We start from the raw sequence: 15688 nt of genomic DNA on the forward strand, positions 1-15688 counted from the left end.
GAGGAGGCTCCATGACAACCCTAGGGGGCCGCGGCACGAAGGCGGTCCGCGATGAGCCGCTCCATGGCCGGGTCGTCCTGCAGGGTCGGCTGGACGACGAACTGAAGTCCCGGCATCTCCCGGCGCAGCTCGGCGATCATTTCGGGGATGTCCTGCTCGATGTGCACGCCGTTGTAGAGAAAGTACTGCATGATGACGATCCGCGAGCAGCCGCCCGAGGCCAGCTTGCGCACCTGGTCGGCCAGGGTCGGCTCGCCCAGGGAGAAGAAGGCCGGCAGCACCGTCATGCCCGGCAGTTGCCGCGCCACCCGCCCGACCATGGCGGTAAAGGCCTCGCCCACTTCCCTGCGCCGGCTGCCGTGGCCGAGGACGATCATTCCCGTCGTGTCCATGCGTCTCTCCTTGGAAAAAGGAAGGGCCGCCCTCCCGTGGTCAGGCGGCCCGATTTCTCGCCGTTGCCTCTAGTGCTTGTGGTCCTCGTGGACCGGAGCGTCCTTCTCGTCATGGGTGTGGTCGTGAGCGTGGTCGTGAGGGTGACTGTGGGTCAGGTCACCGTGGGAATGTTCGTGATCGTGCTTGACCACCGTCGTGGTGGCCTTGCCGCGCAGGCATCCGCATCCTTTGCACATATGAGCCTCCTTGCACCTGTTTCCAGGCAAATTGCTGTGTGATGACGCCATGATCGTAATCCTTTCCCGCACGAAGGCAAGACCGGGGAGACGGCGGCCTGTTTGCACAATGCGACAACTTGTGCAACAAGATGCACAAAAACCACCCTCCAAGGCTACCCTCTTTTTGCAACCATTCGAATTTACAAAATATTCAACAATGGCACACACGATGCTATACGCAGTCCAACATCACACCACTACCTCCACAGTGTGACAGGAGCATTCATGTACGCAAGACACCTCATCCTCTCCCTCCTTCTGGTCCTCATCCTCGCTGCCGGGGCCCAGGCTTACAAAGGCGGCTGTCCGGGACAGGGACACTACCAGGACTTCATGTCCGGCCTGACCCCCGAGCAGCAGGAAAAGGTCCAGAAACTGACCGACGTGCATCACGAACAGCTCTTTGCCCTCCACAAGGAGCTGAAGGCCAAGCACGACGCCATGGAAGCCCTGTTCGCCGCAGTACCGGTGGACAAGGCGGCCGTGGATAAGGCCATGGCCGAAGTGAACGAACTGCAGGCGAAGAAGGCCAAGCTCAATGCCGACTACCGCATCGAGCTGACCGAAATCACCGGCAAGCCCGTTCCCTTGGAATCCCAGAGAGGCTGCGCAGGCGCAGCCGGGTGCGGAGCATACTCCAGCGGCGCCGGGACCGGCGCCGGCGACGCACCCGCCTCTCCAGCCCAAACCCTGTAACCGCTCATCCCCTCCCCCCTACCTGGCAAAGGCCGCACCCCCTGCGGCCTTTGCCTTTTCAAGCCAGGAGCCGGCCATGGACATCGCCCTCCCACCCCGCAGCAGCCGCACCGTCACGCTCATGGCCACCATGGCCGTGTTCGTCCTCGGCCTGGCCCTGAGCTTCTCCACCTGGCGCAACCTGCGGCAGCAGCAGGAATCCTTCCGCGAGCATGCCGTGGTCACGGCCAGGGCCATCGCCGCCGGCATCGAGATCAACCTGCGCAGGGAACTGCGCCTGCCGCCCTCGCCCGAGCACGCCACCGCCCTGCTCAATCTCCAGCGCGCCCTGGCCAAGGACCTCCTCAAGGACTACATCACCCGCTCCGACGCCCGTTTCATCGGCCTCTACAACCCCATGGGGCACATCCTCTTCTCCTCCCACGACGACCCCAAGGCCATCAACGAGCAACTGCCGACCATCGCCTGGGCGAGCATGGGCAATGCGGGGGAATGGAGCGGCGAGATGAATTTCGAGGGCCGCCCCATCATGGTCCTGGGCCGGATCAGCCACCTGAGCGCGGACCTGGACTGTCTGGACGACCAGTGTCCGCCCGAGCGCAAACCGCCGATGCTCCTCATCGGCGTGGACATGACCCAACATCTCGAAGCCTTCGGCAAGTACAGGCGCACGGCCATCCTGCAGACCGGCTACATCCTGGCCGTGACCATCGTCTTCTGGCTGCTGCTCATGGGCGTCTTGCAGCGCAAGGAGCAGGGACGGCGGCTGGCGCGATTGGAATCCTTCAACGCGCGCCTCCTGGACAACATGCCCGACGGCCTGCTGACCCTGTCGGCCGAGGGGACCATCGTGGCCGCCAACCCCGCAGCCCAGAGCCTCATGGACGGCTTCATGCTCATGGGCGAACCCCTCGCGACAATACTCGACAGCCTCGGACTGCCGCCCGAAAAGATCGGCTCCCAGGAATGGACGACCCTGACGACGGGCGACAAGCACCTCGAAATCCGGCAGCTGCCCCTGCGGGACGGCTCGGGCCAGAGCCTCGTGCTGCTGCGCGACCGCACCGAGCTGGCCGGCCTGGAACGTGAACTGCATCTGAACGAGAAGCTGGCCGCCATCGGCCGCATGGCCGCGGGCGTGGCTCACGAGATCCGCAACCCCCTCTCGGCCCTGCGCGGCTTCGCCCAGTTCTTCGCCAAGAAGCTGGCCGGCAAGGACCCCGAAGAACTCTACGCGCGCACCATGGTCCAGGAGGCCGACCGCCTGAACCGCGTCATCACGGACCTCCTCTTCCTGGCCCGGCCCCGACGGCTGACCTTCGACCAGGTCCCCCTTGCGGAGGTCTTCGGGGAGGTGCATACTCTCTTGTCCATGGACGCCCAGGCGAAAAACGGCAGGCTGGAACAGGATCCTGCGGCCGGGACCGTCACGGCGGACCGCGACGCGCTCAAGCAGGCCCTCATCAACCTGACCATGAACGGCATCGAGGCCCTGCCCGAAAGCGATGGCCTCATCCGGCTCCAAAGCCGCGAGGACGACAGGGGTACGTGGGTTCTGGTCCGGGACAACGGCCGCGGCATGACGGCCGAGGAGCGCGAGCACGCCCTGGAGCCGTTCTTCACCACGCGCGACAAGGGCACGGGATTGGGCCTGGCCATCGTGCACACCATCATGCAGGAACATGGGGGCACCATCGACATCGAAACCGCCCCGGACGGCGGCACCACCGTGGCCCTCTTCTTCCCCCGCAACCACAGCCAATCGGAGAGCCCGTCATGACCCCCACCGTGCTCATCATCGACGACGAACCCGCGCACCGGCTCATGGTCCGCGTCGTCCTGGGCGATGCCGGCTTCAAGGTCCTGGAAGCCGACAACGGCCCGGCCGGGTTGGCCGCAGTGCGCACCCGGCCCGTGGACGTGATCCTGTTGGACATGCGCATGCCCGGCATGAGCGGCCAGGAGGTGCTGCAGCGCCTGCAGGAAAGCGGCAGCTGCCCGCCGGTCATCATGCTCACGGCCTTCGGCAGCGTGGGCAACGCCGTGGAGGCCATGAAAGCCGGGGCCTGGGACTACCTGACCAAGCCCACGGACAACGACGAGCTTCTGGCCGTGGTGCATAAGGCCTACGACCATGTGCGCCTGACGCGGGAAAACAGCGATCTGAAGAAGCAGATCGGCCAACTGCGGAATACCCGTCTCATCGGCGACAGTCCGGCCATGCGCCGGGTTGTGGAGCTCATCGAGCAGGTGGGGCCCAGCGAGGCCAACGTGCTCATTCTCGGCGAGTCCGGCACCGGCAAGGAGCTGGTGGCCCAACTGCTGCACGAGCACAGCCTGCGCAAGGACGGGGCGCTGGTGAAGGTCAACTGCGCGGCCCTGCCCGAGACGCTGCTCGAAAGCGAACTCTTCGGCTACGTGCGCGGCGCCTTCACCGGCGCCACCCAGGACAAGCCCGGTCGCTTTCAGCTCGCCGCCGGAGGCACCCTTTTCCTGGACGAGATCGGCGAGCTGCCCATGACCCTGCAGGCCAAGATCCTGCGCGCGCTGCAGGAGCGCATCGTCGAGCCGCTGGGCGGCGTGAGCCCGGTCAGCGTGGATGTGCGCTTCATCGCCGCCACCAACCGTGACCTGCAGGCCATGATCGCCGACGGCAAATTCCGCGAGGACCTCTACTACCGCCTCAACGTCCTCGAAATCCGCATCCCGCCCCTGCGCGACCGGACCGAGGACATCGCGTTGCTGACGGACCACCTGCTGGCCAAGCTCTGCCGCAAGAACAACCGTCCCGTGCGCTCCGTGAGCCGTGACTTCCTCGACGCCCTCACGCGCCACGAGTGGCGGGGCAACGTGCGCGAGTTGGAGAACGTGCTCGAACGCTGCCTCATCCTCTGCCGCGGCGACGTCCTCGACGTGCGGGACCTGCCGGAGCACCTGCTCTCCCCCGCCCGCACGACCGCCATGTCCGCCGCGACAACGCCGGCCGAAAACCCTCTGGAAGCCGCCGAGCGGCACGCCCTGGAAGAGACCCTGCGCAGGTATGCCGGGCACCGGGAACGCACGGCCCAGGCCCTGGGCATCAGCCGCCGCACCCTGCAATACCGTCTGAAGAAATACGGCCTGACCACCAGATGAAAGAAGCCGGCCCCCGAGGGAGCCGGCTTCTGCATTTCATACGTCCGTCGGGATTCAGATCCCGCAGGCGTCCCGCAGGTACTTGTAGCGCAGGTTGCGCGTGACCAGCACCGGGCAGTTGGCCCCTTCCAGCACGCGCGTGACCACGCTGCCCATGATCACGTTCTCCAGGACCGAGAGGCCGCGGGAGCCGATGACGATGAGGTCGCAGTCCAACTCGTCCTGGACGTTCAGGATGACATAGTCCGGGCGGCCGCTGCGGGAGATGAGTTCGACCTCCATGCCGCAGGGCTCGAGCATCTTCTTGTATTCCTCAAGCATGGCCATGGACGAGGCCTGGGCGCTCTGGCGCAGCTTCTCGGCCATCTCGCCGCCGATGGTCATGTTGACGGGTTCCCAGACGTTCAGCAGGTATATCTTGGGGTTGCGGGCATTGACCAGCATGGTCCCGTACTTGGCCGCGTTCCTGGAGGAATCCGACCCGTCAACCGGGATGAGCACTTTTTCAACTTTGATCATCTTCTTGTCTCCAGTGTGTTTGCAGCGACGTTAGAAGAAAAGAACGGTCATGAGCACGAAGCTCGGGATCAGGATGCCCACGGACCAGGCCATGTAGCCGAAAAAACTGGGCATCTTGATACCGGACGATTCCGCGATGGACCGGACCATGAAGTTCGGGGCATTGCCGATGTACGTGTTGGCGCCCATGAACACCGCGCCCGCCGAGATGGCCATGAGGGTGTGCACATGCTCCATGAGGAAGGACGCGTCGCCGCCGGCGGTGTTGAAGAAGACCAGATAGGTCGGGGCGTTGTCCAGGAAGCTCGAAAGCGCCCCGGTCAGCCAGAAGTACATGGCGTTGTTGGCTACGCCGTCGGTGGAGACCAGGGCGATGATGCCCGACAGGGCGCCGTCCATGCCCGCGCGCAGGATGGCGATGGCCGGGATCATGGTCAGGAAGATGCCGGCGAAGAGCTTGGCCACCTCGATGATGGGCTCCCAGTTGAACTCGTTGCGGCGGCGGATGTCCAAGGCCGTGGTCTTGAGGCTGACGCCGGCGAGGATGAGGAGCAGGACGTCGCGGGCGACGTTCTGCAGCTCCACGTGCACGTGGTAGAGGGTGAACCCGCCTTCGGGCTTCCACATGCCGCTCATGAGCACGCCGGCGACCACGCCGCCCAGCAGGAGCAGGTTCAGGGAGCCTTCGAGGCGCAACTTGCCGTCCTGGCCCGCGTCAGGAGACTGGGGACGGCCTTCCTTGCCGAACAGCACCGTGTCGATGATGAAGTACAGGGTCAGCAGGATGGCCGACATGGCCGCAAAGGGCATGAACAGGTGGACCGTGGTCCAGAAGAAGGACACGCCCTTCAGAAAGCCCAGAAACAGCGGCGGGTCGCCCAGGGGCGTCAGGCTGCCGCCGATGTTGGCCACCAGGAAGATGAAGAAGACGATGGTGTGGACCTTGTACTTGCGGTGCGAGATGGCCCGCATAAGGGGACGGATGAGCAGCATGGCCGCGCCGGTGGTTCCCATCCAGCTCGCCAGCAGAGTGCCGATGAGCAGGATGACCGTGTTGACCTGCGGCGTGCCCACCAGGGAGCCGCGCAGGCACACGCCGCCGGCGATGGTGAAAAGGGAGAAAAGCAGTATCAGGAACGACACGTATTCCAGGGCGATGGTGTGGACCACGGAATACGTCGCCAGCTCGAAGCCGTGAAACAGGGCGAAAGGCAGCAGAAATGCGACGCTCCAGAAAGCGGCCACCTTGCCGTAGTGGTGGTGCCAGAAGTGCGGGACGGCCAACGGCATGACGGCGATGGACAGGAGCATGCAGGCGAAGGGCACGACCCACAGGACGCCCAGGTGCTTGCCGATCTCCTCGGCCTCATGATGCAGGTCGCCGCCGGAAGCCCACACGTCCGGCAACACTCCAAGAACTGCCAGGGCGACGACCGCCAGGCAAAAAAACCAGACAGAACTCTTGCGCATCCCTTGTTCTCCTTTTGGGCCGCCGCCGAAAGCGGCGTCCCGTTCGCGTGAACGTTCAGGGCATCGTGACCAATGCCCAGCCTCTCCTCTCCCTTTTCCAAAAAAACAGGCCCCTGGTCGCCCATTTCCCAATCATGGACTCCAACGGCCGAAGGGCGAAACCCGGCAACGCATCCTGCGCCTCCCACCCGGCTTTCGTCCATGCGCAAGGCCTCCTGCGTCAACGCGCATTCACGGACCTTTTTCACGCACGGCGGGTGCATATGCCATATCGGCCGCTGGAGCAATACCCCCCGCCGGTCGGCGGTCTGTCTGGCTCGCCGGGCGCGGACGGCGGAAATCGTCCCGGGACGGAGGGAATTGTTTGCGCCCAAACTTCTCAAAGCCATGTGGCCGGAATCATTCCGAGCTTGCCGGTCAGAAAAAAGGCCGCCCCCCTTGCGGGAGACGGCCTCGGATCGGCGCGACGCGAAAGGCGTCTACAGTCCGCAGGCGTCCTGCAGGTACTTGAGGCGCAGGTTGCGCGTGACCAGCACCGGGCAGGTCGCTCCCTCCAGCACGCGCGTGACCACGCTGCCCATGATCACGTTCTCCAGGACCGAGAGGCCGCGGGAGCCGATGACGATGAGGTCGCAGTCCAGTTCTTCCTGGACGTTCAGGATGACATAGTCCGGACGGCCGCTGCGGGAGATGAGTTCGACGTCCATGCCGCAGGGTTCGAGCAGCTTTTTGTACTCCTCCAAAAGCGCCATGGACTTCTCGTGGGCATTCTGACGAAGCCGTTCGGCCATCTCGCCGCCGATGGTCATATTGACCGGCTCCCAGATGTTCAGCAGGTATATCTTGGGGTTGCGGGAATTGACCAGATGCGCGCCGTACTTGGCCGCGTTCCTCGACGAATCCGACCCGTCCACCGGGATGAGCACTTTTTCGACTTTGATCATGATTCTCTCTCCATGGCGATCATCACGCCTTTGATTCTTCTGATTAATGGAAGAACAGGAAGTTCATCAAAAGGAAACAGGGGACGAGGATGCCCACGGACCAGGCCATATAGCCGAAGAAACTGGGCATCTTGATGCCGCCGGACTCGGCGATGGACCGGACCATGAAGTTGGGGGCATTGCCGATGTACGTGTTGGCGCCCATGAACACCGCGCCCGCCGAGATGGCCAGCAGGGTGCCCACCTCCGACATGAGGCGCTGCGGGTCGCCGCCCGCCGTGTTGAAGAAGACCAGGTAGGTCGGGGCGTTGTCCAGGAAGCTCGACAGCACGCCCGTCAGCCAGAAGAACATGGTGTGGTTGTCCAGGCCGTCGGCCGTCTTGACCATGGAGATGAGGCCCTGCAGGGCGCCGTCCATGCCCGCGCGCAGGATGGAGATGGCCGGGATCATGGAGATGAAGATGCCGGCGAAGAGCTTGGCCACCTCGCGGATGGGCTCCCAGTCAAACTCGTTGCGGCGCCGGATTTCGGGGGCCGTGACCTTGAGGCTCACGCCGGCCAGGACCAGGAGCAGGACGTCGCGCACGATGTTCTGCAGCTCGATGTGCACATGGTAGACCGTCACGCCGCCTTCGGGCTTCCATATGCCGCTCATGAGCACGCCGGCGACCACGCCGCCCAGCAGCAACAGGTTGAAGGTGCCTTCGAGGCGCAGTTTGCCGTCCTGGCCCGCGTCTGGGGATTCGGGGCGGCCCTCCTTGTTGAAGAGGAAGGTGTCGATGGCGAAGTACAACACCAGCAGGATGGCCGACAGGACCGCGAAGGGCACGAACATGTGGACCGTGGTCCAGAAGAAGGACACGCCCTTCAGAAAGCCCAGGAACAGCGGCGGGTCGCCGAGCGGCGTGAGGCTGCCGCCGATATTGGCCACCAGGAAGATGAAAAAGACGATGGTGTGGACCTTGTACCTGCGGTGCGCGATGGCCCGCATCAGGGGCCGGATGAGCAGCATGGCCGCGCCGGTGGTTCCCATCCAGCTCGCCAGCAGCGTGCCGATCAGGAGGATGACCGTGTTGACCTGCGGCTTGCCCACCAGGGAGCCGCGCAGGCACACGCCGCCGGCGATGGTGAAGAGGGAGAAGAGCAGGACGATGAAGGAGATGTATTCGAGAAACAGGGTATGGGCCACGGAGTACGCGGCCAGTTCGAACCCGTGCACGATGGCGAAGGGCACCAGGAAGGCCAGCCCCCAGAAGGCGGACACTTTGCCGTAGTTGTGGTGCCAGAAATGCGGCACGGCCAGGGGCATGACGGCGATGGACAGGAGCATGCAGGCGAAGGGCACGACCCACACGACGCTCAGCTCCTTGCCGATCTCCTCGGCGGCGTGGTGCAGGTCGCCGCCCGCGGCCCAGGCTTCGGGCAGAATGCCGAGCGTTCCCAGGCCGAGGACGGCCAGGAAGAAAAACCACACTGAACTTTGTCGCATCCGATGTTCTCCTTTTCGGGCCGCCGTAGCGACCCGGGTCGTTTGCGGCGGAGAGCGGAGAGCATCACCTGCGATGCCCTGCCACCACCCTCACCAAGGAAGTGGTCAATACGGCCAGGTCCTGGTCGTCCATGATGAATGGGGGCATCACGTACACCAAACGGCCAAAGGGACGAACCCAGACGCCTTCTTCGACAAAAGCGGTCTGAATTTCGGCCATGCGCACCGGCTCCTTGAGCTCCACCACCCCGATGGCGCCCAGGGTGCGCACGTCCACAGTGTAGGACAAATCGGCGCACGGGGCAAGGCCGTCCGCCAACAAACGCCCGATCCGCGCCACTTGCGCGGCCCAGTCGTTACTTTCCAGCAGGTTGAGGGACGCCCGCGCCACGGCGCAGGCCAGGGGATTGCCCATGAACGTGGGGCCGTGCATAAACACGCCGGGCGAGCCTTCGCACACGCCCTCGGCCACGCGCTCCGTGGCCAGGGTGGCGGCCAGGGTCATATAGCCGCCGGTCAGGGCCTTGCCCAGGCACATGATGTCGGGGCACACCCCGGCGTGCTCGCAGGCGAAGAGCCGGCCCGTGCGGCCGAAGCCCGTGGCGATCTCGTCGGCGATGAGCAGCACGTCGAAGGCGTCGCACAGTTCGCGTACCCGCCGCAGGTACATGGGATGGTAGAAATGCATGCCCCCCGCGCCCTGGACCACGGGTTCGAGGATGACGGCCGCGATCTCCCGGTGGTGGCGCTCCAGGGCCTCGCGCATGGGGGTGATGTCCTCTTCGTCCCAGTCATCCCCGAAGCGGCAGCGCGGACGGGGCACGAAAAGGTGGTGCGGCAGGACATTGGCGAAAATCTCATGCATCCCGTTCACGGGGTCGCAGACGCTCATGGCCGCGAAGGTGTCGCCGTGGTAGCCGCCCCGGATGGCCAGCAGCCGGCTCTTCTCGGGCCGTCCCCGGCAGATCCAGAACTGGAAGGCCATCTTGATGGCCACCTCCACGGCCACGGAGCCCGAATCGGCCAGGAAGACGCGGGTCAGGGGCGCCGGGGTCATCCCGACCAGCTTGCGGCACAGCTCCACGGCCGGCTCGTGGGTCAGGCCGCCGAACATGACGTGGGCCATGCGGGCGAGCTGGTCCGTCACGGCCGCGTTGAGCGCGGGGTGGTTGTAGCCGTGGACGGCGGCCCACCACGAGGACATGCCGTCGATGAGTTCGCGGCCGTCGGCCAGCTTCAGCCTCACGCCCGAGGCCGAGACGACCTGGCGCACGGGCAGGGGCGCGGTTGTGGACGTGTAGGGGTGCCAGATGTGCCGGCGGTCGAAGTCGAGAATGTCGTTGTTCATGGGTGAAGCCTGTTTTGGGCTGTTGGCGGGAATTGCGCTTCCGGTCCGCTTGGACTAGCAGCACGTGGACACGAGGAAAAACATGACGACTATCCCCGAGGAATTCAATCTTCAATCCTACGATTTCGACCTGCCCGAGTCCCAGATAGCCCAGGACCCTGCCGAGCGGCGCGGGGCGTCGCGGCTGCTGGTGCTCGACCGCGCCAGCGGCGAGGTGCGCGACTGCATGTTCGCGGACATCGCGCAACTGCTGCCCAGGGACGCGCTGCTGGTGGTCAACAACACCAAGGTCCTCCCGGCCCGGCTCATCGGACGCAAGGAGTCGGGCGGCAAGGCGGAGTTCCTGCTCCTCACGCCCCTGTCCCTGATCGAGCCCGAAGCCCGCACCGACGGTTGGAGCACGGCCGAAGTCGAAGGTCTGCTCAAGGCCTCCAAGGGCCCCAGGCCGGGCGAGCGTCTGCTTTTCGACGGCGTGGAACTCCTGGTGCTGGAAAAGGGCGAGTTCGGCCGCAGCCGCGTCCGCCTGAGCTGGCGGGGAGAGCTGGCCGACCACTTCCTGCGGCAAGGGCACATCCCCCTGCCCCCCTACATCCGCCGCGAGGACACGAGCGCGGACCGCGACCGCTACCAGACCGTGTACTCCCGAGAGGACAAGCTCGGCTCCGTGGCCGCGCCCACGGCCGGCTTGCACTTCACGCCGGGCATCATGGCCGCCCTGGAAGAACGCGGCATCCGCACGGCCGAGGTCACGCTCTACGTCGGCTACGGCACCTTCAGCCCGGTGCGCTGCGACGACATCCGTGAACACGTCATGCACGCCGAGTACGCCGAGGTGCCGGAGGAAACCGCCGCGGCCATCGCCAGGGCCAGGACCGAAGGGCGTCCCGTGGTGGCAGTGGGCACGACCACGACCCGCACCCTGGAGAGCATGGCCTCGCACCTCGGAGAGATCGGCCCCTTCCGGGGCTGGACCGACATCTTCATTCGCCCGGGCTACAGCTTCAAGGTGGTGGACCAGCTCATCACCAACTTCCACTTGCCCCGCTCATCCCTAATCATTATGGTCAGCACACTCGCGGGCAGGCGACAGATTATCGATGCCTACAACCACGCGGTACGGCAGGGCTTCCGCTTTTTTTCCTACGGCGACGCCATGCTGATCCGCTGACCCCGCAAGCTCCGTTCACCATCATCCCCCCGTGGAGGTATTCCATGCCTAGCAGAGTCGAGTTCCGGGAGGACCGCTGCAAGGGCTGCCTGCTCTGCACCGAAGTCTGCCCGACCGGCATCATCCATCAATCGAGTCGGTTCAACCAGAAGGGGTACAAGGTCGTGGAGATCACCCCCGAAAAAATGAGCCAGTGCAAGGGCTGCGCGTTCTGCGCCATGATGTGCCCTGATTTCTGCATCAACGTCTTCACGGCGAAGCAGGCCAAAGGAGGGAAGAAATGAGCACCCCCAAGCGCATCTTCGTCAAAGGCAATGAGGCCATCTCCCGCGGCGCCCTGGCCGCCGGGATGAAGTGCTTCTTCGGCTACCCCATCACGCCCCAGAACGACATCCCCGAATTCCTGTCCCAGGCCCTGCCCGAGGCGGGCGGCGAGTTCGTGCAGGCCGAGAGCGAAGTGGCCGCGGCCAACATGCTCATGGGCGCGGCGGCCTGCGGCATCCGGGCCATGACGTCCTCGTCGAGCCCGGGCATGTCCCTCAAGCAGGAGGCCATCTCCTACATGGCCGGCAGCGAGATCCCGGGCGTCATCGTCAACGTCAGTCGCGGCGGACCGGGCCTGGGCGACATCGGCCCGTCCCAGGGCGACTATTTCCAAGCCGTCAAGGGCGGCGGACACGGCGACTACAAGCTCCTGGTCCTGGCTCCCGGCACGGTGCAGGAAGCCTATGACCTGACCATCAAGGCCTTCGATCTGGCCTTCAAGTACAGAAATCCGGTCATGGTTCTGGCCGACGCCATCATCGGCCAGATGAAGGAGCCGGTGGTGCCGTGGGTGCCCGAGAAACGGGACCCCGCCGAGGGTCAGGATTGGGGTCTGCAGGGCGCGGTGAACCGCGGCCCGCGGCTGATCAAGTCCCTCTTTCTCGACGACGGGGCCCTGGCCGGCCAGAACCTGAAGCTCCAGGCCAAGTACCAGGCCATGCAGGCCGAGGTGGACCAGGAGCTCTTCCTGACCGAGGACGCCGAGCTCATCGTCGTGGCCTTCGGGTCCATCGGCCGCATCGCCAAGAGCACCGTGCGCAAGCTCCGCGCCCAGGGCAAGAAGGTCGGCCTGGTGCGGCCCATCACCCTGTTCCCGTTCCCGTCGGACGTGCTGCTGGGCCTGGCCAGGCAGGGCAAGCGCTTCCTGACCATCGAGCACAACATGGGGCAGATGGTCGAGGACGTGCGCCTGTCCATCCGCACCGTGGCGGATTCGGCGTTCCACGCCCAACTTCCGGGCAACCTGCCGACGCCGGACGATTTCGAAGAACCCATCTTGAAGGCGCTGGAGGGCTGAGCATGACCCAGGAAATTCGCGTCACCAACTACCCCGAGGTCCTGACCGACCGGCCGACCCACTACTGCCCCGGCTGCCACCACGGCACGGCGCACCGCCTGGTGGCCGAGGCCATCACAGATCTGGGCCTGGTGGACAAAAGCATCCTCATCGGCTCCATCGGCTGTTCGGTCTTCATCTACAACTACCTGACGCTGGACGCCATCGAGTCGCCCCACGGCCGCGCCCCGGCGGTGGCCACGGGCGTCAAGCGCGCCCGGCCCGACAAGATCGTCTTCACCTACCAGGGCGACGGCGACCTGGCCTCCATCGGCATGGCCGAGATCATGCATTGCGCCAACCGCGGCGAGAACATCACCACGATCTTCGTCAACAACACGGTCTACGGCATGACCGGCGGCCAGATGGCCCCGACCACCCTGGTCGGCCAGAAGACCACCACCTGTCCCGGCGGCCGCTGCCGCGAGAACGAGGGCATGCCCATCCGCATGACCGAGATCATCGCCTCCTTGGGCGGCGTGGCCTATGCCGAGCGCGTGGCCGTGAACAACGTCAAGAACATCATGAAGGCCAAGAAGGCCGTGGCCAAGGCCTTCGAGTACCAGACGAAGGAGATCGGATTCTCCTTCGTGGAGATCCTGGCCACCTGCCCGACAAACTGGCACATGACGCCGCTGCAGGCCAACAAGCGCGTGGAAACGGAAATGATCCCCTACTTCCCCCTGGGCAACTTCAAGGACGTGCTGGCAAAGGAGGAGAAATGAGCATTTACCAGGATGCAATCATCGCCGGGTTCGGCGGCCAGGGCGTCATGCTCATCGGCAACCTCCTGGCCTACGCGGGCATGGATGCTGGGCTGAATGTGACCTACATCCCGGTCTACGGCCCTGAGATGCGCGGCGGCACGGCCAACTGCACCGTCGTGGTCTCCGACGACGTCATCGGTTCGCCCATCATCCGCTCGCCCGTGAGCCTCATCATCATGAACGGCCCGTCCCTGGACAAGTTCCAGCCGCAGCTGCAGGACGGCGGCGTCATGATCCTCAACTCGTCCCTCATCGACCCGGTCAAGACCGAGAAGGACCGGGTCAAGGTCTACGCCGTGCCGGTCAACGAGATCGCCGACGGCCTGGGCAACGCCCGCATGGCCAACATGGTGGCCATCGGGGCCTACGTGCAGGCCACGGGCGTCCTGCCGGTCAAGCAGGTCCAGGACAGCCTCGGGTCGGTCATCTCGGCCCACTACAGCCACATGATCCCCAAGAACGCGGCGGCCATCCAGGCCGGCGCGGACTACGTCATCGCCAACGGCCAGTACAAGTAGCACCGCCGGGGCCCTCGCGGCCCCGGCTTTTTTGTCCTCGCGGCCCCGTCTCTCCACCCGAACCGCCCGAGGTGCGACATGCTTCTTCTCGGCATCATCGGCCACCCCCTCTCCCATACCTTGAGCCCAGTCCTGCACAACTGGGGATTCCGCGAACTGGGCATCCAGGCCTCCTACCACGTCTGGGACACCCTGCCGGATAAGCTCCCGGCCTTCATGTCCGCCCTGCGCACCCTGCCCATCCACGGCGCAAGCGTCACCATCCCCCACAAGGAACCCGTCATGCCCCTCGTGGACAGGCTGACGGCCAACGCCCGGGAGATCGGCGCCGTCAACACCCTGTACTGGGAAGACGGAAGGCTGTGGGGGGAAAACACCGACGTCACGGGCTTCATGGCCCCGCTTCTGGAGCGCGGCACGCCTCCCGGCACGGTCCTGGTCCTGGGTGCGGGCGGCGCGGCCCGCGCGGCGGTCTGCGGCCTGCACCGGGCAGGGTGGAATGTCCTTCTCTCGGCCCGCACGGGCACAAGGGCCGACAGGCTGGCCCACTCCTTCCAGGCCGAACACGTGCCGTGGAGCGAGCGGCACGAAGTGCGGCCGGATCTGCTGGTCAACACCACGCCCCTGGGCATGTCGGGCCCCTTCCAGGGCCTCTCGCCGTGGAAAGGCCCCCTTGCCGGCGTGTCCCTGGTCTACGACCTGGTCTACAACCCGCGGGAGACCCCGCTGCTGCTCCAGGCCGAGCGCGAAGGCGTGGACGTCGTGCACGGCCTGCCCATGTTCGTGCACCAGGCCCTGGCCCAGTTCGAACTCTGGACCGGCCGGCGCTTTCCGCTGCCGCAGGCCATGGTCCTCTTGGAGGAAACCCTGGCGTCCAGGGGCAAGGCGTGATCCGCTGCCCCTGGGTCGACCAGGCAAAGCCCGACTACGTCCGCTACCATGACGAGGAGTGGGGCGTGCCTGTCCGCGACGACCGCACGCTGTTTGAATACCTGGTCCTCGAGTCCGCCCAGGCCGGGCTTTCCTGGTACACGGTGCTGCGCAAGCGCGAGGGCTACCGGGCGGTCTTCGCCGGATTCGACCCGCAGGCCGTGGCAGCCTTCACCCCGGCCGACGTGGAGCGGCTCATGGCGGACCCCGGCATCATCCGCAACCGCCGCAAGATCGAGGCCGCCGTCGGCAACGCCCGCGCCTTCCTGCGGGTGCGGGAGAGTTTCGGCTCCTTCGCCGAGTACCTGTGGCGGTTCGTGGACGGACGTCCCATTGTTCACACCCTGCGCACCCTGGCCGACTATCCCGTGACCATCGCCCAGTCCGACGCCCTGGCCAGGGACCTCAAATCCAGGGGCTTCGCCTTCCTCGGCTCCACCACCTGCTACGCGCTCATGCAGGCCACGGGCCTGGTCAACGACCACAGCCTCGACTGTTTCCGGCGGCGCGAGCTGCTGGACGCGCCCGCTGGGCCCTGAGGCCGCAGACGGCGACCGAGCGCTCGCCACGCACGCCGAAACAAAGTTATGTCTGGCTTTGCCGGGAAAAATCGTATATTTTCCACGCAGTTTCTCTTTCCCTGAGCCGGCTG

At 65.3% G+C, this 15688-nt stretch carries 17 protein-coding genes; 10 read left to right on the top strand and 7 right to left on the bottom strand.

The window, feature by feature from the left end:
* Nucleotides 1-20: 20 nt before the first annotated feature.
* Both ACYQ3G_RS17335 and ACYQ3G_RS17340 read right to left on the bottom strand, forming a co-directional pair.
* The gene (locus ACYQ3G_RS17335; RefSeq protein WP_459828024.1) at nt 21-392 is read right to left on the bottom strand and encodes a sirohydrochlorin chelatase; all 372 of its coding nucleotides are present in this window, start codon (nt 390-392) and stop codon (nt 21-23) included.
* A gap of 69 nt (nt 393-461) precedes the next feature.
* Complete coding sequence (locus ACYQ3G_RS17340) at nt 462-629, bottom strand: hypothetical protein (RefSeq protein WP_156902426.1); 168 nt, start codon at nt 627-629, stop codon at nt 462-464.
* A 267-nt stretch (nt 630-896) separates the two neighbouring features.
* Between ACYQ3G_RS17340 and ACYQ3G_RS17345 the strand changes: the two genes are divergently transcribed.
* The 3 genes from ACYQ3G_RS17345 to ACYQ3G_RS17355 all read left to right on the top strand — a co-directional run bounded on the left by ACYQ3G_RS17345 (nt 897) and on the right by ACYQ3G_RS17355 (nt 4502).
* On the top strand, nt 897-1367 hold the full coding sequence (locus ACYQ3G_RS17345; protein ID WP_459828027.1) for a periplasmic heavy metal sensor: 471 nt from the start codon (nt 897-899) through the stop codon (nt 1365-1367).
* 76 nt (nt 1368-1443) lie between these two features.
* Nucleotides 1444-3147, top strand: coding sequence for a two-component system sensor histidine kinase NtrB (locus ACYQ3G_RS17350; protein WP_459828030.1), 1704 nt, complete (start codon nt 1444-1446; stop codon nt 3145-3147).
* Nucleotides 3144-4502: a sigma-54-dependent transcriptional regulator gene (locus ACYQ3G_RS17355; protein WP_459828032.1), complete on the top strand. Its 1359-nt coding sequence runs from the start codon at nt 3144-3146 to the stop codon at nt 4500-4502. The genes ACYQ3G_RS17350 and ACYQ3G_RS17355 overlap by 4 nt, the downstream gene beginning before the upstream one ends.
* A gap of 54 nt (nt 4503-4556) precedes the next feature.
* On the opposite strand, the gene ACYQ3G_RS17360 is transcribed toward ACYQ3G_RS17355, so the two are convergent.
* The 5 genes from ACYQ3G_RS17360 to bioA form a co-directional block, all read right to left on the bottom strand.
* A complete protein-coding gene (locus ACYQ3G_RS17360; RefSeq protein ID WP_459828035.1) occupies nt 4557-5021 on the bottom strand; it encodes a universal stress protein in 465 nt (154 codons plus the stop codon).
* 30 nt (nt 5022-5051) lie between these two features.
* The gene (locus ACYQ3G_RS17365; RefSeq protein ID WP_459828038.1) at nt 5052-6491 is read right to left on the bottom strand and encodes a sodium:proton antiporter; all 1440 of its coding nucleotides are present in this window, start codon (nt 6489-6491) and stop codon (nt 5052-5054) included.
* 479 nt (nt 6492-6970) lie between these two features.
* Nucleotides 6971-7435, bottom strand: coding sequence for a universal stress protein (locus ACYQ3G_RS17370; RefSeq protein WP_028576579.1), 465 nt, complete (start codon nt 7433-7435; stop codon nt 6971-6973).
* A 43-nt stretch (nt 7436-7478) separates the two neighbouring features.
* Entirely contained in the window at nt 7479-8924 is a 1446-nt protein-coding gene (locus ACYQ3G_RS17375; RefSeq protein WP_459828041.1) for a sodium:proton antiporter, read from the bottom strand.
* A gap of 64 nt (nt 8925-8988) precedes the next feature.
* Nucleotides 8989-10272 (bottom strand): adenosylmethionine--8-amino-7-oxononanoate transaminase, encoded by a 1284-nt coding sequence (gene bioA / locus ACYQ3G_RS17380; RefSeq protein ID WP_459828044.1) that lies wholly within the window; start codon nt 10270-10272, stop codon nt 8989-8991.
* 82 nt (nt 10273-10354) lie between these two features.
* Between bioA and queA the strand changes: the two genes are divergently transcribed.
* From queA to ACYQ3G_RS17415, 7 genes are all read left to right on the top strand, one after another.
* Nucleotides 10355-11440, top strand: coding sequence for a tRNA preQ1(34) S-adenosylmethionine ribosyltransferase-isomerase QueA (queA, locus tag ACYQ3G_RS17385; RefSeq protein WP_459828046.1), 1086 nt, complete (start codon nt 10355-10357; stop codon nt 11438-11440).
* Nucleotides 11441-11484: 44 nt separating this feature from the next.
* Nucleotides 11485-11724 carry a 4Fe-4S dicluster domain-containing protein gene (locus tag ACYQ3G_RS17390; RefSeq protein WP_459828049.1) on the top strand — a complete coding sequence of 80 codons (240 nt, stop codon included), beginning with the start codon at nt 11485-11487 and terminating at the stop codon, nt 11722-11724.
* Complete coding sequence (locus tag ACYQ3G_RS17395) at nt 11721-12782, top strand: 3-methyl-2-oxobutanoate dehydrogenase subunit VorB (RefSeq protein ID WP_459828052.1); 1062 nt, start codon at nt 11721-11723, stop codon at nt 12780-12782. Before ACYQ3G_RS17390 ends, ACYQ3G_RS17395 begins: the two co-directional genes overlap by 4 nt.
* A 2-nt stretch (nt 12783-12784) precedes the next feature.
* A complete protein-coding gene (locus ACYQ3G_RS17400; protein ID WP_459828055.1) occupies nt 12785-13546 on the top strand; it encodes a thiamine pyrophosphate-dependent enzyme in 762 nt (253 codons plus the stop codon).
* On the top strand, nt 13543-14106 hold the full coding sequence (locus ACYQ3G_RS17405; RefSeq protein WP_459828058.1) for a 2-oxoacid:ferredoxin oxidoreductase subunit gamma family protein: 564 nt from the start codon (nt 13543-13545) through the stop codon (nt 14104-14106). Before ACYQ3G_RS17400 ends, ACYQ3G_RS17405 begins: the two co-directional genes overlap by 4 nt.
* 78 nt (nt 14107-14184) lie before the next feature.
* Complete coding sequence (gene aroE / locus ACYQ3G_RS17410; RefSeq protein ID WP_459828061.1) at nt 14185-14997, top strand: shikimate dehydrogenase; 813 nt, start codon at nt 14185-14187, stop codon at nt 14995-14997.
* Entirely contained in the window at nt 14994-15575 is a 582-nt protein-coding gene (locus tag ACYQ3G_RS17415; protein ID WP_459828064.1) for a DNA-3-methyladenine glycosylase I, read from the top strand. Before aroE ends, ACYQ3G_RS17415 begins: the two co-directional genes overlap by 4 nt.
* Nucleotides 15576-15688 lie beyond the last annotated feature (113 nt).

This window comes from Desulfomicrobium salsuginis (assembly GCF_054657795.1).